Here is a 16,622-nt window from a genome sequence, read left to right as displayed (position 1 = left end):
ATAGCCGACTGCCATGAATGCGCTCACCGGGCACCTCAGTGAGCTCGGCCACGGGGTGGTCACGACGGTCGAGTTGACCGTCGTGACCACCATCGCCGCGCTCCTGATCGGCATCATCGTCGCGATCCTGCGGATCACGCCCGTGCCGATGCTGCGTGGCATCGGGCTGGTCTACGTGGAGGTACTCCAGAACCTGCCGCTGCTGGCCCTGCTGGTGCTGTTCGTGTTCGCACTGCCGCAGATCGGCATCACGTTCCCGTTGTTCACCTCGGCCGCCATCGTCATCGCGTGTTACGAGGGCGCGTACATGGCCGAGGCGATACGGGCCGGCATCAATACCGTGGCCGTGGGCCAGGCCGAGGCGGCCCGGGCCATCGGCCTGACCTTCAGCCAGTCCCTGCGCCACGTGATCCTGCCGCAGGCCCTGCGCGCGGTCATCCAGCCGATCGGCAACATCTGCATCGCGCTGCTGATGAACACGTCGCTGGCGGCGGCGGTCGGAGTGGTGGAGCTGACCCAGGCGGCGAACAACGTCAACCTGGTCGAGGCTCAGCCGATCGAGGTGTTCACCGGGGCCGGCATCGCGTACATGCTGATGGCGCTCATCATCGGGTTCACCACCGGCAGGCTCGAGCGGAAGCTGGCGATCGTCCGATGAGCACGAGAAACGACCAGAAGCTGTTGTTCGACGAACCGGGGCCGCGCGGGCGGCGCCGGATCAAAATCGCGACCGTGGTCGGTGCGGTGGTCGTGGTCGCCGCGATCGCCCTCGCCGTCCGGCAGTTCGCCGACCACGGTGAGCTGGCCGCCGCCCGGTGGCAGCCGTTCTCCCAGTGGCCGATCTGGCGCTACCTGCTGACCGGCCTGTGGGCCACGCTTCGCGCAGCCGCCGCGACCGCGGTGCTCGGCGGCGCGTTCGGCCTGCTGCTGGCCCTGGGTCGGCTGTCCCGGCGCCGGGTGCCGCGGTACCTGGCCGGCGCGTACGTGGAGATTTTCCGTACCGTACCGGCGTTGCTGCTCATCTACGTGACCCTGTTCGCGCTGCCGCACTACGGCCTGAACTTCTCTCTGTTCTGGAAGCTGGTCCTGCCGCTGGTGGTGTCCAACTCGGCCGCGTTCGCCGAGATCTTCCGGGCCGGCATCCGGGCGCTGCCCCGCGGCCAGTCCGAGGCGGGGCTTGCCATCGGCCTGCGCCCCTGGCAGGTCATGCGGCTGGTCGTCCTGCCCCAGGCCGTGCTGCGACTGGCCCCGACACTGGTCAGCCAGCTCGTGGGTCTGTTGAAGGACACCTCGCTGGGCTTCGTGGTCAGCTACACCGAACTGCTCTACAGCGGGCAGGTGCTGTCTTCCTTCACCCACCTGCTGATCCAGACATTCCTGATGGTGGCGTTGCTGTACCTCATCGTGAACGCGTCGCTGTCGAAGTTCGCCCGGGTACTGCAGGCCCGCGGTGGCCGGTTGTTCGGGCGGCGGCAGCGCTCGGCGAGCCGGGATGCGGTACCGCCACTGGTTTCTCAACGCGGAGGTATGGTGTGAGCCTCGACGACCGGTACGCCGAACTGGCCCGGGTGACCCGCAACGGTTTCGTGGAAAGCAGGCACTACGGCAGCGTCGTCGTCCTCGACCCGGCCGGTGACGTGGTGCTCGCGGCCGGAGTCCCCGATGAACCGGTGCTGCCCCGCTCCACGCTCAAGCCGTTGCAGGCGCTGGCCACGCTGACCGCCGGAGCACCGCTGAGCGGCCCGGCGCTGGCGATCGCGGCCGGCAGCCACACCGGCGACGACCGGCACGCGACCGTGGTGACGGCGATCCTCGCCGCCGCCGGCCTGCCGGTCGAGGCGCTGCGCTGCCCGGTCGACTGGCCGGAAGACGAGGCGACCCGGTTGCGGATGATCCGGGCCGGCGAGGGGCCGCAGCGGATACGGATGAACTGCTCGGGCAAGCACGCGGCGATGCTCGCGGCCGCCGCGGCGCACTCGTGGCGGACCGACGAGGGGTACCTGGACCCGGAGCACCCGGTGCAGCGGGAGGCACGCGACACCGTGGAGCGGGTGACCGGTACCGCGGTGACGCACGTGGCCGTCGACGGCTGCGGGGCGCCGCTGTTCGGGCTGCCGCTGCGCGGCCTGGCCGCCGGGTTCCAGGCGCTGGCGCTCGCTCCGGCGGGCAGCCCGGAGGCCGAGGTGGCGGCGGCGATGCGCGGGTACCCGGAGTACGTCGGCGGCTGGGACGGGCACCCGAACACCGCGCTGATGCGCGCGGTACCCGGGATGATCGCCAAGGGCGGCGCCGAGGGCGTACTCGCGGCGGCGACCCGCGACGGGTACGCGGTGGCGGTCAAGGCCATCGACGGCAGCCCGCGCGCCACCACCCTGATCGCGCTGGCGGCCCTGGAGGCGGCCGGGGTGCCGACGCCGGGTGCCGAGGCGCTGCGCAGCCTGCCCGTCCTCGGGGGCGGCCAGCCGGTCGGCGCCGTCGAGGGCTTCATCGAAGGCTTTACCGGCGCCTCCGGAACAATCGGGCAGGGCGCGACGAGCAACGCCGCCACGAGCAATTCCGCCACAAGCAACGCCGCCACAAGCAACGCCGCCACAAGCAATGGGAAGAAGGATCGATGACCACGTTCGAGATCTGCATCGACAGCGCCGATGCGGCGGTGGCGGCGGAGCAGGGCGGCGCCGACCGGGTCGAGCTGTGCGCCGCGCTCTTCGACGGCGGACTCACGCCCAGCATCGGCACCATCGAGACGGCGGTGAGCAGCGTGCGCCGCATCCGGGTACACGTCATCGTGCGCCCGCGCGGCGGCGACTTCATCTACTCCTCGCGGGAAATCGAGACGATGGTCCGCGACGTACGGGCGGCGGTGGCGGCCGGGGCGCACGGCATCGTGATCGGTGCGCTGACCCCGGAGGGCGACATCGACGTCGAGACGACTCGACGCCTTATCGAGGCGGCCGGAGACGCGAGCATCACGTTCCACCGGGCCTTCGACATGGTTCGCGACCCGTACGCCGCGCTGGAACAGCTCATCGAGCTGGGCGTCGACCGGGTGCTGACCTCTGGGCAGGAGAGCAGTGTGCTGGAGGGTGCGCCGCTGATCGCGGAACTGGTCAAGCGGGCCGGCGACCGCATCGTGGTGATGGCCGGCGGCGGAGTCAACGAGCGGAACATCGCCCGGATCCTCGCCGAGACCGGCGTCCACGAGCTGCACTTCACCGCGATGGTCTCCGCGGACAGCCCGGCGCTCTACCGCAACCCGGTGCCGCTGATGGGCGGCACCCTGCACAAGTCCGAGTACCAGCGGTCGAACACGTCAGCGGATCTGGTCGGCCGGATGATGTCCGCCGCCGGCTGACCCGGCCGGCTCAGCCAAGGCCGACTCAGCCCGCGGCTGGCCGGACGGATCGGCCGGCTCAGCCAAGGCCGACTCAGCCCGCGGCTGGCCGGACGGATCGGCCGGCTCAGCCCACGGCCGGCGCGACGCATCGGCCGGCTCGGGACGCACCCGGCCCGACGGTGGCCGGGCGGCCCGCGCCCGGCTCGCGGCGATGGCCGCGGCCACCACGACGCCCAGGGCGATGGTGGACAGCGCGGAGGCGAGCAGCGTCTGCCGGCCACCGATCGCGCCGACGGCCGGGCCGCCCAGCAACGTGCCGAGCGCGGCGGACGGCCCGGTGAGCGCGGCGCGGGTGGCCAGCACCCGGCTCAGTACCCGGGGCGGGCTGGTGCGCTGGAACAGCGCGGTACAGATGGCCAGGAACGGGCCGTAGATCAGGCCGCCGACGCCGAACCCGACGATCCCCGGTACCGCGGCATGGATGAGCCCGACCGGCAGCAGCGCCGCCCCCCAGCCGATGATGATGCCGACCACTACTATCCACAGTGGACGGTTGCGTACCAGGCCGGCGCCGAGACCACCGAGAACCGCGCCGACGCCGAACACGGCCCAGAAAGCGCCGAGCAGGCTCGGGGAACCGTGCAGGTCGTCGGCGACGTGGATCGGCAGGGCGACCTCGACCGGCCCGTACAGGAAGAAGAACACACACGTCACCGCGGTCAGCCCGAGAAGTTGCGGATGCCCGAGAATGACCCGCCAGCCGCTCGTCTCCGCCGGCTCCGCCCCGGCGGCCGATCCCTCTTCGACAGCCGGCCGCCCCTCGACAGCCGACCGCTCTGTGACAGCCGCCTCGACGACAGGCTCGACGGCCGGCTCCGCCTGCACAGCCGGCTCCGCCTGCCCGGCCGGCTCCGCTTGCACAGCCGGCTCCGCCTGCCCGGCCGGCAGCGCACCCGCACCGGCCGGCGCGGGCCGGGAGCTGGCTCCGGACGTGAAGGCGCAGCAGGCCGCCAGCACCGCGAAGCTCGCCGCGTCCGCCCCGATCACCCAACCCGGGCCGAGCACCGCGGTCAGGCCGCCGGCCAGTGCCGGGCCGACCACGATCGCCGCCTGGGTGAACGTGGACACCAGCGCGTTGCCGGCCACCCGGTCGCCGCCGTCCGGCAACTGCTCGGCGATCACCGTGTACGTCCCGGCGTTGCCCCACGCGTGCATCAGCGACGACACGGCGAGCAGCGCCACGTACCCGACCGGGCTCAGCACACCCGCCACCGCGAGCGCCGCGACGGTACCCAGCACCACCGCCCGCAGGGACGCGTCGACCGCCACCAGCCGTACCCCGCGCAGCCCGCGAACCAGCCGGCCGAGTACGGCGGCGCCGACCGTGGCCGGCAGCGAGTACGCGGCGACCGCGAGCCCGGTCCACGCACCCCGCTGACCCTGCGGCGCGATCTGAACCGCGAGCCAGGCCACCGCGACCAGGCTCATCCCGTCACCGAGCGCGGAGACCAGCATCCCCGGCAGGATCCGGCGCAGCACGGGCTGGCGGAGCACCCGCCCGTACGGTCCGAGTCGGGTTGACGCCGGACGGGCGGCCGGTGCCGTGGTCTGTCCCATCGACAGATCATCGATGGTGAAGTGGGGTTCAGGTCAAATCACGTCGCGGCCTTCTTCGCGTCGCGGGAGAGTTATCGTGTCGCGGCGGCGCGCCTCCCGTGCCATGATCGCCGGATGTCCACGTTCGACGAGTTGATCGATGAGGCCGCCTCGGCGAGCGTCGAGGGCTGGGATTTCTCCTGGCTGGACGGCCGGGCGACCGAGGAGCGCCCCGGCTGGGGATACGCGCGGATGATGGCCGAGCGGATGGCCCGCGCCCGGGTCGCCGTCGAGCTGCAGGCCGGCGGCGGTGAGGTGCTCGCCGGCGTACCCGAGCTGCCCGCCGTCACCGCGGCCACCGAGTCCTGGCCGCCGAATCTCGCCCGGGCCGCCGCTCGGTTGGCTCCCCGCGGGGTCCGGGTCGTCGGTGACGACGGAACGCACCTGCCCCTACGCTCCGGGGCGTTCGACCTGGTGGTCAGCCGGCACCCGGTGAGCACTCCGTGGGCGGAGATCGCCCGGGTACTGGCTCCCGGAGGCACCTACTTCTCCCAGCAGGTCGGCCCGGACAGCGTCATCGAGCTGACCGACTTCTTCCTCGGCCGGTGGCCGCGCGGCCAGTCCGGGCGCGAGCCGGAACTGGCGGAGGCGGCGGCGCGGGCGGCCGGGCTGTCGGTGGTCGACCTGCGGGAGGCGACCCTGCGCGCCGTGTTCCACGACGTCGGCGCCGTGGCCTACTTCCTGCGCAAGGTCATCTGGATCGTCCCCGGCTTCACGGTCGAGCGGTACCGGGAGCGGCTCGCCGCGATGCACGACCTGATCGAGGCCGAAGGCCCGTTCGTGGCGCACTCCACCCGGTTCCTGATCGAGGCGCGCAAGCCGGAGACCGCGAACGCCTGACCCCGCCCGGTCTCAGGCGGCCGCGCTCGCCTGCGGGACGGAATCGCGGTGCTCCGGCTCGGCGTACGCCCGGGCGACATCCGCGCGGTTGAACACCCGCCAGGTCACCGCCGTCACCACCACCGCGACCACGAAACCCACCCAGTACGGCGCGGTGATGCCGAAGTCGGCCGCGACCACACCACCGAGCACCGCACCGACGCAGTTGCCGCCGGCCGAGATGAACAGCGTCGAACTGGACACCCGGCCGAGCATCTCCGGCGGGGTGAGTCGCTGGCGCAGCGAGCTTGCCGCGATGCTCCACAGCGATCCGTGCACGCCGAAAGCGAACAGCGCGAAGCCGATGAAGTACGCGCTGCGGGACGCGGCCAGGGCGAGGTGCATGCCGGCCTCGATCAGCAGCCCGATCCGGATCGTCCAGGTCGCGGTGACCCACTTGATGAGCCGGTCACCGATGACGGAGCCGACGATGCCCCCGACCGACATGCACGTCAGCAGCAGCCCGTACCCGACCGCGCCGAGGTGCAGCCGGTCCTTCGCGAGCAGTACCAGCACCGCGACCGCGGCGGTGAGCGTGAGGTTCAGCAGCCCGATGAGGACCGCCATGGTACGCAGCAGCCGCTGGTGGATCAGCCAACGGAAGCCCTCGACGATCTGGCCCCGTACGGTCGTCCGCCCGTCCGGCTCACCGTCCGCGCTTGAGGGCACGCCGCTTGAGGGCACGCTGTTTTGCGGCACGGCGCCTGACCGGTACACGCCGGCGACGAGCGCGATGAGTACGGCGCTGGCGGCGTACGTTCCGGCGTTGACGAGGAACGGGATGCTCACCGCGACGGCGAACAGGAATCCGGACAGCGGCCCGGCCAGCATGCCCTGGGTCAGCGTGACGCCACCGGCCAGCCAGCCGTTGGCGCGTTCCAGCAGTGAGCGCGGCACGACCGACGGGATCATCGACTGGCTCGCCGAACGGAAGACGACCTCACCGGTGTTGACCACGAACAGCACGGCGTACAGCAGCGCGATGCTGGCGTGCCCGGCGACGATGGCCAGCGAGAGGACCGCCATCGCGACGACCCGTACCGCGTCGATGAACACCATCAGCTTCCGCCGGTCGACCCGGTCGACGAGTACGCCGCCGGGCAGCGAGAACAGCAGCCACGGCAGCCAGGACACACCGAATCCGGCGGAGACGATCAACGGGTCGTTGGTCCGGGAGGCGACCAGAAGCGGCGCGGCGATCGTGGCGAGGCCGCTGCCGAGCGCGGACGTGGTGCTCGCCGCCCAGAACTTCGCGAATCGGCCGTCGAGTCGTTGCCGCTGGTCGCCCACCGGATCCCGGCCCTGCTCGATCCCTTGATCCCCCGTCACGAGGCGAAGCTATCAGGACGCTCCCGAGAACGGCACCGGGTTGTCGCCCGGTGCCCGGCGCCCGGCCGAAGACGCCCACCGCGAAAGCGCGCGGCGCGAAAGCCCCCGGCCCAAGGCGCCCGGCGCGAAGACGCCCGGCCGATGGTAGGGACAACCCGAAGACAGGTCTGACGCTGACCGGATCGATCAGCGCCGGTCCGGACGGCATCGTCTGTGGCATGACTACTACTGCTTCTTCTCCCTCGACCGTGCGACTCGCTGTCGGCGCGTGGACGGCCGCCGTGGCGGCCGGGGCCGCCGAGTCGGTACTCGCGGTCACACACGCCGTGCGGCAGGACCAGTTCGGCCCGAGCCTCTGGGCGGACGTCGGGTTGCGGCTGGTCGTCTACTCGGTCGCGCTGGCGCTCACCGTTCACTTCGCCCGGGGCCGGCGCTGGGCCCGGACCGCGCTGACCGTGCTGCTGACCGGCGTCGGGTTGGCGTCCCTGGTGGTACCGGCCGTCATGTCGCTTCTCGACGGACAGTCCGTCACCGAGGCACTCAGCGGCGAGACCGGCCGGATCGCCTGGGCCTTCGTCGCCGTACGGCTGCTGCACATCGCGTGCGTGGTGGTCGCATCGGTCGCCATGTACACGCCGAGCGCGAATCGCCACTTCGCCCGGTCCGCGAAGCCGGCGACACTGCCCGCCCACCCCTGACGGTCCCCCGCACTGCCACCGCGCACAAAGCACCGCGCACAAAGCGCCGCCACCGCGCCCGGATCACCGGGCGCGGTCCCGGTTCGCGGCCAGCACGGCGAGCACGACCAGGCACAGCGCGGCGACGGTGGCGGCGAAGTACCGCACGGCGACCAGCAGGCCGACCTCGGTGGTGAGGAAGCCGACCCCGACGACCGGCAGGCCGACTCCGAGATAGATGACGACGTAGAAGCTGGACAGCACGTCGGCCCGGCGACCCTCCGGTGCCGCGTGGTTGACCGCGGTGAGGCCGCCGAGGAAGGTCAGGCCCTGGCCGACGCCCGCGACCGCGGTCGCGGCGAGCAGCAGCGGAAGAGACGAGACGCTGCCGGAGACGGCGAGCAGCACCAGCCCGACCGTGAGCAACGGCAGGCCGGCGACGGCCAGCTGGTGCGGCGTGCGGCCGTACCCGGCCAGTTGGGCCAGGGCCGAACAGGTCAGCATCAACGCCACCGCGGCGCCGCCGACGAGCAGGTTGCCGCTGTGCGACAGGGCGGTCACGTAGGTCGGTACCAGAGTGAGAAACAGCCCGACCACGGCGAACGCCAGGAAACTCGCCATACCGCCGGTCGCGAACGCGGGCCGGACGGCCGCCGGCAACTGCGGCCTCCGGGGACGCCAGCCGGCGGAGGTGGTACCGGTGGCCGGCAGGGTGGCCATGGCCAGCGCCGCGGGTACCAGCAGCACCAGCTCCACCACGAACGGCAGGACGCGCGGCGCCGGGGCGTACTGGGCGAGGAAACCGGCCAGCAGCGGCCCCAGCGCGAGCCCGCCCACCGAGGCCACCGTGGACACCAGCGCCGCCCGGCGCCGGTCGCCGCGGGGCTCCAGTTCGGTCAGCGCCGCGGTCAGCGCCCCCGAGGCGGCGCCCACCGCGAGCCCCTGGAGCAGCCGCGCGGCGAACAGCCAGCCGGTGCCGCCGGCCAGAGCGAAGGCCAGCGATCCCAGCGCCGCCACGCCGACCGAGGGCAGCAGTACCCGGCGCCGCCCGACGGCGTCCGACAGCGGCCCGACCATCAGCAGCGACGGGATCAGCACGAACACGTAGGCGGCGAAGATCAACGTCAACGTGAGCGGGGAGAAGCCGAACCGTGCCTCATAGGCGCGGTACAGCGGAGTCGGCAGGTTGGTTCCGGTCACCAAGATCAGCAATGTGTACGCGCAGGCCCAGAATCGCCACCGAGACATCGAGCCCCTCCCATCATGTTCAAGTTTCTCGAACATAGCAGATGTTCGGAAACCGCGAACATGCTGGGGTACCATCGGGGAATGGCAAGCCGTACCGCGACCGACCTCGTCCACCCGGACCGCGACGAGCTGCGCTTCACCGAGGTGACGGCGGCGCTGTCCGACCCGGTGCGGCTGGCCATCGTGGCCCGGCTGGCCGAGGTCGAACCCGACGGCGAGCTGGCCTGCACCACGTTCGCGCTGCCGGTCAGCAAGTCCACGCAGAGCGGGCACTTCCGGACGCTGCGCGAGTCCGGGGTCATCCGCCAGCGCGATGAGGGCACCCGCCGGCTGAACCGGCTGCGCCGGTCCGACCTCGACCGGCGCTTTCCCGGACTGCTCGACCTCGCGGTCGCGTCCGGGCGCGACGTCCTCGACGAGTGGTCGGCGGCCCGCGGCGTGACGGCCATCGGCGCATAGCGGGCCGGCGACAGACAGCGTGGTCGCCGGCACCGGCGAGGAAACGTGACCTTGATCCGCGCGACGGATCACTGGGTGTGCCAGGATCGACCCATGGAGCGTCGAGCACTCGGCCGGACCGGCCACGAATCCAGCGTCGCGATCCTGGGCGGCGCCGCGTTCTGGGAGACCACCGTCGATGTGGTGGCCGCCGCCTTCGAGCGGGCGGTCGCGGCCGGCGTCAACCACCTGGACATCGCCCCGCAGTACGGCATGGCCGAAGACCTCGCCGGCGAGGTGCTGCCCCAGTACCGGGACGGGATGTTCGTCGCGTGCAAGACCCTGCAACGGGATGCCGCCGGTGCCCGCGCCGAACTGGAGCGCTCGCTGGGCAAGCTGCGCACCGACCGGTTCGACCTGTACCAGATGCACGCGGTGAACTCCGACGAGGAGTTGGCCGCCGTACTCGCCCCGGGCGGTGCCGCCGAGGCGCTGGTGCGGGCCCGCGACGAGGGCCTGGTCGGCGCGATCGGCATCACCGGCCACTTCCAGCAGGTACCGCGCCTGTTCCGCACCGCGCTGGAGCGGGTGGACCTGGACACCGTGATGCTGCCGGTCAACGCGCCGATGCTCGCCCTGCCCGACTACCGGGCGCACTTCGCCGCACTGCTCGACGTGGCGGCGCAACGCAACCTGGGCGTGATGGCCATCAAGGCGGTGGCCCGGGGCCCGTGGCGCACCGAGGATCACCACGCGACGACCTGGTACGAGCCGCACCGCGATCCGGCGGCGATCCGCGAGGCGGTACGGTTCACGCTCTCCCAGCCGGTCACCGGGTTCTGCATGCCCGGCGACGTGTCGATACACCCGGACGCGCTGGCCGCGGCGGAGCAGTTCACGCCGCTGCCGCAGGACGAGATCGAGGCCCGGATCGCGGCGGCCGACCGCGCCGACGCGCTCGTCTCTTAGCGTTCCATCAGGCGCGGTCGGCGCTCGGCCGCGCGGTCGAGGGAGACCCCGCACCGCCGGTGGCCGCCTGATAGGCGTCCTGCGCCGCCTGTGCCCTGGCCGCCTGCTCGACGCCGATCGCGGTGAGCCTCTCGGCCACCTCGACGAGCCAGTCCCGGTAGCACCCGGCCGCCCGGTCGACCTCTGCCGCCCGGTCGAGGCCGCTGTGCTGCCGGTACCGGTGCGGCAGGTCGAGGCCCACGTCCGCGGCGGTGACGGCGCGCAGCACGGCCGGGCTGTAGACCATGCGTGGCCGCCAGTTCGTCAGGAACCGGGCATGCACCACGACGTTGACCAGCCGGTGCGGCCGGCGGCTGAGGCCGACCACCGGCAACGCGTCCCAGCAGTGGAACAGCCCAGACAGGTACACCCGGGTGCCGCCGGCGAAGATGCGCAGTCCCTTGCGGACCTCGTTGCCACCGATCCCGTACTTGCGGGTCTGAACCACATTGGCCACCAGACACCAGATCGGCGCTGGTTGTCCCGCATCGTCCATGACCGATACGGTACGGGCGGTCACCGGCCCCCGCGATCCCGGATCGGCGGCCGGGCCACGATCCCGGGCGACGATCCGGGGGCGGCCAGTCTGGCTCGGGCGCGGCGGGCGGGGGGGGCAACCGGACCGGATGATGTGACGATGTCCTGGACGGAAGGCGCGGACGGCGGCTTCGTGCCGTCACCCGAGCTGGTGGCGGCGCTGTTCGTGCTCGGCGGCGCGCCCCTGGAACGAGTGCCCTGGTGGGCGACGCACTGGCTGGTCATCGGGCACGACGGCCAGGTGCTGCGGGATCTGGCTGGCCGGGATGACACGGACGTGGCGGCCGTGGCCGAGCTGCTGCCCGCCGCCCTGGCGGAGATGTCGGTCGCGCTGCCCGCCACGGCGACGGCCGCCGCCGCCCTGGTGTTCCACCACCTGGCGCGCCAGTGCCTGTCCGCCGGGGCCGGGGAGCGCTGGGTGGTGCGGCGGGTCGACGAGGTGGTCACGCACGCCGGGCGCTCACCGGAGGTGCTCGGCCTGCCGCTCGGCCACCTGTCCGGGATCGACGACGCGTGGTGGGGCGGCTCGGGGCCGCCGGTGGCCGACCTGCGGGCGGCGGTACGCGCGGCATGCGCGGTCCAGCTCGCGCAGCGGTGAGCGGAAGATATCGAGACTCGTAAGATCCAGTAGGAACATTGTGGAATAATTCTTCTGGATCTACCGTCGGGTCATGAGCGCAGAACAGCCACAGCCCCGCCGGATCGACGATCCCGAGGTGCTCAAGGGTCTGGCCCAACCGATCCGCCAGCGCCTGTACCGGCTGCTCAGTCAGATCGGCCCGGCCACCAGCGGCACGCTCGCGAAGCGGGTCAACGGCGACCCCGGACTGATCAGCTACCACCTGCGAGAGCTGGCCCGGCGCGGCTTCATCGAGGACGTCCCCGAGCTGGCCCGCGACCGGCGGGAACGGTGGTGGCGCACGGTACAGGGCTCGACCACCTGGGCCTGGCGCGACTTCCCCACCCCGGAGGGGCAGGCCGTCGCGTCGGCCGTGAAGGGGCAGATGGTCGCCGACGAGTTCGCCCGGCTGCACCGGTACGAGCAGAGCCGCGAAAGCTGGAGCGAGGCGTGGCAGGACGCGGCCACGAGCAGCGACTCGTTCCTCCGCCTCACCCCGGCCGAACTCGAGCAGGTGTCCGCCGAACTGCTCGAGGTCCTCCAGCGGTGGAGCCGGCATGGGCGGCAGGCGAGCGAGCGGATCGATCAGAGCGAGACCGCCGACAGCGGCGAGAGCCGCGAGCACGTGTTCCTTTTCTTCCACGCCTTCCCGGAGCGACCATGACCACCACCGTCGGATCGGCTGCCGCCGAGACGGCCGCTCCGCCGCGCCGGCCCGCCTACCGCGAGCCCGGGTACCTGCGCTACATCGGCGGCCAGGCCGTCTCCACCCTCGGCGACCAGGTCTGGTACGTCGCCCTGTCGTGGAGCGCCGTCCGGCTCGCCTCCCCCGGCCTGGCCGGCGTGATCCTCGCCGTCTCATCCGTGCCGCGCCTGATCCTGCTCCTGTTCGGCGGCGCGATCGTCGATCGGTACGGGCCCCGGCGCCTGATGATCGGCAGCGACCTGGTCCGCGCCGCCGTGTCCCTGGCCGCCGCCGCGATCGCGCTGGCCCGGCCCGGCATCGCACTGCTGGTCGTGGTGGCTCTCGTGTTCGGCATCGCGGACGCGGTGTTCCTGCCGGCCGCCGGTGCCCTCGCGCCCCGGCTGCTCCGGCCGGACCAGCTGACCGGCGGCGCCGCCCTGAACACGCTCGTGGCCCGCATCGCGCTGACCATCGGCGCACCGCTGGGCGGCCTGCTCGTCGCGCTCGGCGGACTGTCACTGGCGAGTGCGGTCAACGCGGCGACCTTCATCGTGTCGGTGGCCGCGCTGTCCGGGTTGCGGCCCCGCGAGACCGCCGCCGCGGTGCGTGAGCCGATCGGCCGGTCGCTGCGCGACGGGCTGCGGTACCTGGGCCGGCATCCGCTGCTGCGCGCCCTGCTGGCCGTGTCGCTGCTGGCCAACCTCGGCTTCGTCGGCCCGATGAACGTCGGGCTCGCCGTCGTGGCGGACCGGCACGGTTGGGGCGCGGGCGGCATCGGCCTGATGCTGGCGGGTTTCGGTCTGGGCGCCGCCGCGTCCGCGCTCCTGATGACCCGGCTGACTGTCCGAAGTGGACCGATGATGGCGGTGTGCGCGGCGGTTCAGGGCGCCGCGGTGTTCGCGGTGGTACTGGCTCCGGTACCCGCCGTGGCAGCCGCGGTCACCGCGGTCGCGGGCATCACCAGCGGACCGCTGGCCGTCCTCATCTCCTCGCTGTCGCAGCGGCACACCGACGACGCGTACCGGGGCCGGGTCAGCAGCGTCCAGACGCTCGCCAACCTGGGCATCACGCCGCTGGCGGTCGCCGTGATGGGCGCCGCCGTCGGATGGCTGGGAATCGTACCCGCGTTCGGCGCCAGCGCGAGCCTGGAGCTGGCGGCGGCGGTGATCTGCCTGGCCGTACCGAGCCTGCGGACCGCCGCCCGGCACTGAGCGACCGACCGGCATAGGGTCGAGGAATGCAGATCGGATTCGGACTGCCGGTCTCCGGCACGTGGGCGGAGCCCGGCACCATCACCCGGTTCGCCACCGAGGCGGAGCGGCTGGGCTACCACTCCCTGTGGACGTTCACCCGGCTGCTCGTGGCGACAGACCAGGAGTTGGAACCGGTGTACCAGAGCGTCCTGGACCCGTTGGTGGCGCTCGCCTTCGCCGCGGCGCACACCACCCGGATCCGCCTCGGGGTCGCCGTCGTCAACGTGCCGTACCTGTCGCCGGCCTACCTGGCGAAGCAGGCGGCCTCCCTGGACGTACTCTCCCGCGGCCGGCTCGACCTGGGGCTGGGCGCCGGCTGGTCGGCCGCGGAATTCATCGCCACCGGCGCGCCCGCCGAGCGGCGTGGCGCCCGGGTCGAGGAGTATGTGGCCGTGCTGCACGCCCTGTGGGCCGACGGGGTCAGCCGGCACGCCGGGGAGTTCTACACGGTGCCGGCCGGCCGGATGGAGCCGAAGCCGGTACAGCGCCCGGGACCGCCGGTGCTGCTCGGCGGTTCGGCGCCGGCCGCTCTGCGCCGGGCCGGGCGGATCGCGGACGGCTGGATCACCCGCAGCGCTCAGGACCTGACGCGCATCGGCGAGGGCGTCGCGGTGGTACGGGAAGCCGCGCGCCGGGCCGGCCGGGATCCTGCGGCGGTACGCGTCGTGTGCCGCGGCGTAGTACGGCTCGGCGAAAAGGCAACCGGCGCCGAGCGGAAACCGCTGCGGGGCACGCTCGCGCAGGTTCGCGGCGACATCGACTGGCTGGCGGAACAGGGCGTGACCGAGCTCTTCTTCGACCTCAACTGGGATCCGGCCATCGGTTCACCGGACGCCGATCCGGTTGCCGGGGCCGGGCGTGCCGAGGAAATCCTGCACGCTCTGGCTCCGAGTTAGCGTTGCATCAAGGCGAAGATGCCCCAGCCGAGCAGCGGCCGCTCGTACCGGACGTAGTCGCGCGGCCCGCGTTGAAGTTCGGCACGAAACTGCGGCGCCAGTTCGTCGTCCGGGTGCGTGTCGGCAAACTGGCGCATGTTCAGCCACTGCGAGGCGCGATAACGGTCCCAGCTGTCGTCGTCGGCGAGCACCATCTCGACGAGGTCGTAGCCGAGGTCGCCGTACAGCTCGACGAGGCCGGGCAACGTCTGGAAGCTGTCTCTCGACTCGGCGTGACACGCCTCGATCGCCTCCTGGTGGGGCGGTTCGGCCTTCCAGAAGGGTTCACCGATGAGCATCAGCCCGCCCGGGCGCAGGCTGCGCTGCAGCAGCGCCACCGTGCCGGTGACACCCCCGCCGATCCAGGTCGCGCCGATGCACGCCGCGACGTCGACCGGCTCGGTGGCCACGTAGCTCGACGCGTCCCCGTGGACGAACGCGACCCGGTCCGCCACACCCAACTCCGCGCTGCGCTCGCGGGCCCGCGCGATGAAGACCGTGCTGATGTCCACGCCGGTGCCGGTGATGCCGTGGTCGCGGGCCCACGTCGACAGCATCTCGCCCTTGCCGCAGCACAGGTCGAGCACCGACATGCCGGCGCCGCACCGGATGGCGTCACCGAGAAGGGCGATTTTCTCGGGCGTGACCGGGTTCAGCACCCGGTGGCTGCTCTCCCGGATCGTGAAGTGCCGTGGCAGGTCCAAAGCGCGTGCCTCCTCATCCGCCGGACGGCTGGACGCTACCGGAGCGCGCAACGGATTTACCACCGAAAAACCGTGCGCGCGAAGGCGTCCGGAGCGCCACACTGGCCGCAGTCAATCACGCACAATCTCAGGGAGACACCGTGCCTCGTCAGGTAGCCCCGAACCTGGTTTCGTGGGCCAGCGACATCGACCAGGACACCATCGATCAGGCGTCCCGCGCCGCACGCCTGCCCTTTGTGCGAGGGCATGTCGCCCTGATGCCCGACGCCCACCTCGGCATCGGCGCGACCGTCGGTTCGGTCATCCCGACCTCGGCCGCCATCATCCCGGCCGCCGTCGGTGTCGACATCGGCTGCGGCATGGTCGCCACCGAGACGACGCTGACCGCCGGCGACCTTCCGGCTGACCTGTCCGCGTTGATGCCACTGGTCGAGAAGCGCATTCCGGCCGGCGTCGCTCAGGGACACGAGGACGCCCCGGCCACCGACGCGCTCGCCGCGATCGGTCGTCCGGAGACCGAGCTGACCGGCAAGCAGGAGAAGACCGTGCTGACCCAGTTCGGCACGCTCGGCTCCGGCAACCACTTCGTCGAGGTGTGCCTCGACGAGCGGGACCGGGTGTGGACTGTGCTGCACTCCGGATCGCGGGGCATCGGCAACCAGCTCGCCACCCGGCACATCGACAAGGCGAAGGCGTTGATGCGCCAGTACTTCATCGAGCTCGACGACCCGAACCTGGCGTACCTCGTCCAGGGCACCCCGGAGTTCACCCACTACATCCGGGACATGCTGTGGGCGCAGCGGTACGCGATGGGGTCCCGGGCGCGGATGGACGAGACGGTGGTGGCGGCGCTGTTCGAGGTGGTGGGGTACGGCGATCGGGTACGCACGATCAACTGCCACCACAATTTTACGGCGAAGGAGAACCACCACGGCCAAAACGTGTGGGTCACCCGCAAGGGTGCCATCAAGGCGGCGCACGGCGACGAGGGAGTCATCCCCGGCTCGATGGGCACCCAGTCCTACATCGTCCGGGGCCTGGGCAACCCGGCGTCGTACAACTCCTGCTCGCACGGGGCCGGCCGGCGGATGTCGCGGACCAAGGCGCGCAAGGAATTGACCGGCGCGTCGCTGGCCGAGGCGATGGCCGGCCGCACCTGGAACGCCGACCGTGCGGAGGCGCTGGTGGACGAGCACCCGGCCGCATACAAGCCGATCGACCAGGTGATGGCCGACCAGCGTGACCTCGTGGAGATCCGGCACACCCTCCGGCAGGTCTTCAACTACAAGGGCTGAGCGCACCCGCCCGGCCGCATCG

General features: G+C 72.1%; 18 protein-coding genes. 13 read left to right on the top strand and 5 right to left on the bottom strand.

Annotated elements, in window-relative coordinates:
* The first annotated feature begins 13 nt into the window (after positions 1 to 13).
* From Raf01_RS27960 to Raf01_RS27945, 4 genes are read left to right on the top strand one after another with little or no spacing between them, the layout of a single operon-like run.
* Positions 14 to 658: an amino acid ABC transporter permease gene (locus tag Raf01_RS27960; protein ID WP_203921013.1), complete on the top strand. Its 645-nt coding sequence runs from the start codon at positions 14 to 16 to the stop codon at positions 656 to 658.
* Entirely contained in the window at positions 655 to 1,536 is an 882-nt protein-coding gene (locus tag Raf01_RS27955; RefSeq protein ID WP_203921012.1) for an amino acid ABC transporter permease, read from the top strand. The genes Raf01_RS27960 and Raf01_RS27955 overlap by 4 nt, the downstream gene beginning before the upstream one ends.
* Positions 1,533 to 2,618, top strand: a complete 1,086-nt coding sequence (locus Raf01_RS27950) for an asparaginase (protein WP_203921011.1) — start codon at positions 1,533 to 1,535, stop codon at positions 2,616 to 2,618. Before Raf01_RS27955 ends, Raf01_RS27950 begins: the two co-directional genes overlap by 4 nt.
* Positions 2,615 to 3,355, top strand: a complete 741-nt coding sequence (locus Raf01_RS27945; RefSeq protein ID WP_203921010.1) for a copper homeostasis protein CutC — start codon at positions 2,615 to 2,617, stop codon at positions 3,353 to 3,355. Before Raf01_RS27950 ends, Raf01_RS27945 begins: the two co-directional genes overlap by 4 nt.
* Here Raf01_RS27945 and Raf01_RS27940 read toward each other — a convergent pair.
* Entirely contained in the window at positions 3,314 to 4,954 is a 1,641-nt protein-coding gene (locus tag Raf01_RS27940) for an MFS transporter (RefSeq protein ID WP_203921009.1), read from the bottom strand. The genes Raf01_RS27945 and Raf01_RS27940 overlap by 42 nt on opposite strands.
* A gap of 114 nt (positions 4,955 to 5,068) precedes the next feature.
* Here Raf01_RS27940 and Raf01_RS27935 point away from each other — a divergent pair, with 114 nt between their 5' ends.
* A complete protein-coding gene (locus Raf01_RS27935) occupies positions 5,069 to 5,833 on the top strand; it encodes a methyltransferase domain-containing protein (protein ID WP_203921008.1) in 765 nt (254 codons plus the stop codon).
* A 12-nt stretch (positions 5,834 to 5,845) separates the two neighbouring features.
* Here the strand turns inward: Raf01_RS27935 and Raf01_RS27930 are convergent, their stop codons facing one another.
* Positions 5,846 to 7,201, bottom strand: a complete 1,356-nt coding sequence (locus Raf01_RS27930) for an MFS transporter (protein WP_239133972.1) — start codon at positions 7,199 to 7,201, stop codon at positions 5,846 to 5,848.
* Positions 7,202 to 7,419: 218 nt separating this feature from the next.
* Between Raf01_RS27930 and Raf01_RS27925 the strand changes: the two genes are divergently transcribed.
* Positions 7,420 to 7,899 carry a hypothetical protein gene (locus Raf01_RS27925; RefSeq protein WP_203921007.1) on the top strand — a complete coding sequence of 160 codons (480 nt, stop codon included), beginning with the start codon at positions 7,420 to 7,422 and terminating at the stop codon, positions 7,897 to 7,899.
* A 63-nt stretch (positions 7,900 to 7,962) separates the two neighbouring features.
* Here the strand turns inward: Raf01_RS27925 and Raf01_RS27920 are convergent, their stop codons facing one another.
* Positions 7,963 to 9,126 (bottom strand): MFS transporter, encoded by a 1,164-nt coding sequence (locus Raf01_RS27920; RefSeq protein ID WP_203921006.1) that lies wholly within the window; start codon positions 9,124 to 9,126, stop codon positions 7,963 to 7,965.
* Positions 9,127 to 9,207: 81 nt separating this feature from the next.
* On the opposite strand from Raf01_RS27920, the gene Raf01_RS27915 reads away from it, so the two are divergent.
* Both Raf01_RS27915 and Raf01_RS27910 read left to right on the top strand, forming a co-directional pair.
* The gene (locus Raf01_RS27915; protein ID WP_203921005.1) at positions 9,208 to 9,585 is read left to right on the top strand and encodes an ArsR/SmtB family transcription factor; all 378 of its coding nucleotides are present in this window, start codon (positions 9,208 to 9,210) and stop codon (positions 9,583 to 9,585) included.
* Between the two features lie 93 nt (positions 9,586 to 9,678).
* Complete coding sequence (locus Raf01_RS27910) at positions 9,679 to 10,533, top strand: aldo/keto reductase (RefSeq protein WP_203921004.1); 855 nt, start codon at positions 9,679 to 9,681, stop codon at positions 10,531 to 10,533.
* A 7-nt stretch (positions 10,534 to 10,540) separates the two neighbouring features.
* On the opposite strand, the gene Raf01_RS27905 is transcribed toward Raf01_RS27910, so the two are convergent.
* The gene (locus Raf01_RS27905; RefSeq protein ID WP_203921003.1) at positions 10,541 to 11,068 is read right to left on the bottom strand and encodes a hypothetical protein; all 528 of its coding nucleotides are present in this window, start codon (positions 11,066 to 11,068) and stop codon (positions 10,541 to 10,543) included.
* Positions 11,069 to 11,209: 141 nt separating this feature from the next.
* On the opposite strand from Raf01_RS27905, the gene Raf01_RS27900 reads away from it, so the two are divergent.
* The 4 genes from Raf01_RS27900 to Raf01_RS27885 all read left to right on the top strand — a co-directional run bounded on the left by Raf01_RS27900 (position 11,210) and on the right by Raf01_RS27885 (position 14,562).
* The gene (locus Raf01_RS27900) at positions 11,210 to 11,707 is read left to right on the top strand and encodes a hypothetical protein (RefSeq protein ID WP_203921002.1); all 498 of its coding nucleotides are present in this window, start codon (positions 11,210 to 11,212) and stop codon (positions 11,705 to 11,707) included.
* Positions 11,708 to 11,780: 73 nt separating this feature from the next.
* Positions 11,781 to 12,392: a winged helix-turn-helix domain-containing protein gene (locus tag Raf01_RS27895; RefSeq protein WP_203921001.1), complete on the top strand. Its 612-nt coding sequence runs from the start codon at positions 11,781 to 11,783 to the stop codon at positions 12,390 to 12,392.
* On the top strand, positions 12,389 to 13,624 hold the full coding sequence (locus tag Raf01_RS27890) for an MFS transporter (RefSeq protein WP_203921000.1): 1,236 nt from the start codon (positions 12,389 to 12,391) through the stop codon (positions 13,622 to 13,624). Before Raf01_RS27895 ends, Raf01_RS27890 begins: the two co-directional genes overlap by 4 nt.
* A gap of 26 nt (positions 13,625 to 13,650) precedes the next feature.
* Positions 13,651 to 14,562 carry a TIGR03619 family F420-dependent LLM class oxidoreductase gene (locus Raf01_RS27885; protein WP_203920999.1) on the top strand — a complete coding sequence of 304 codons (912 nt, stop codon included), beginning with the start codon at positions 13,651 to 13,653 and terminating at the stop codon, positions 14,560 to 14,562.
* Here the strand turns inward: Raf01_RS27885 and Raf01_RS27880 are convergent.
* Positions 14,559 to 15,305, bottom strand: coding sequence for a class I SAM-dependent methyltransferase (locus Raf01_RS27880; RefSeq protein WP_203920998.1), 747 nt, complete (start codon positions 15,303 to 15,305; stop codon positions 14,559 to 14,561). The genes Raf01_RS27885 and Raf01_RS27880 overlap by 4 nt on opposite strands.
* A gap of 140 nt (positions 15,306 to 15,445) precedes the next feature.
* Here Raf01_RS27880 and Raf01_RS27875 point away from each other — a divergent pair, with 140 nt between their 5' ends.
* The gene (locus Raf01_RS27875) at positions 15,446 to 16,600 is read left to right on the top strand and encodes an RtcB family protein (RefSeq protein WP_203920997.1); all 1,155 of its coding nucleotides are present in this window, start codon (positions 15,446 to 15,448) and stop codon (positions 16,598 to 16,600) included.
* Positions 16,601 to 16,622 lie beyond the last annotated feature (22 nt).

Source organism: Rugosimonospora africana (genome assembly GCF_016862975.1).
In the GTDB taxonomy this organism is placed as follows: Bacteria; Actinomycetota; Actinomycetes; order Mycobacteriales; family Micromonosporaceae; genus Rugosimonospora; species Rugosimonospora africana.
Note: the sequence above shows the minus strand (reverse complement) of the source record. Positions and strands in the feature narration are given on the sequence as shown.

Bases quoted from the DNA above. Each gene is read 5' to 3' on its own strand.
- Raf01_RS27960 (WP_203921013.1), top strand. From the start codon at position 14: ATGAATGCGCTCACCGGGCACCTCAGTGAGCTCGGCCACGGGGTGGTC.
- Raf01_RS27955 (WP_203921012.1), top strand. From the start codon at position 655: ATGAGCACGAGAAACGACCAGAAGCTGTTGTTCGACGAACCGGGGCCG.
- Raf01_RS27945 (WP_203921010.1), top strand. From the start codon at position 2,615: ATGACCACGTTCGAGATCTGCATCGACAGCGCCGATGCGGCGGTGGCG.
- Raf01_RS27940 (WP_203921009.1), bottom strand. From the start codon at position 4,954: ATGGGACAGACCACGGCACCGGCCGCCCGTCCGGCGTCAACCCGACTC.
- Raf01_RS27935 (WP_203921008.1), top strand. From the start codon at position 5,069: ATGTCCACGTTCGACGAGTTGATCGATGAGGCCGCCTCGGCGAGCGTC.
- Raf01_RS27925 (WP_203921007.1), top strand. From the start codon at position 7,420: ATGACTACTACTGCTTCTTCTCCCTCGACCGTGCGACTCGCTGTCGGC.
- Raf01_RS27920 (WP_203921006.1), bottom strand. From the start codon at position 9,126: ATGTCTCGGTGGCGATTCTGGGCCTGCGCGTACACATTGCTGATCTTG.
- Raf01_RS27915 (WP_203921005.1), top strand. From the start codon at position 9,208: ATGGCAAGCCGTACCGCGACCGACCTCGTCCACCCGGACCGCGACGAG.
- Raf01_RS27910 (WP_203921004.1), top strand. From the start codon at position 9,679: ATGGAGCGTCGAGCACTCGGCCGGACCGGCCACGAATCCAGCGTCGCG.
- Raf01_RS27905 (WP_203921003.1), bottom strand. From the start codon at position 11,068: ATGGACGATGCGGGACAACCAGCGCCGATCTGGTGTCTGGTGGCCAAT.
- Raf01_RS27900 (WP_203921002.1), top strand. From the start codon at position 11,210: ATGTCCTGGACGGAAGGCGCGGACGGCGGCTTCGTGCCGTCACCCGAG.
- Raf01_RS27895 (WP_203921001.1), top strand. From the start codon at position 11,781: ATGAGCGCAGAACAGCCACAGCCCCGCCGGATCGACGATCCCGAGGTG.
- Raf01_RS27890 (WP_203921000.1), top strand. From the start codon at position 12,389: ATGACCACCACCGTCGGATCGGCTGCCGCCGAGACGGCCGCTCCGCCG.
- Raf01_RS27885 (WP_203920999.1), top strand. From the start codon at position 13,651: ATGCAGATCGGATTCGGACTGCCGGTCTCCGGCACGTGGGCGGAGCCC.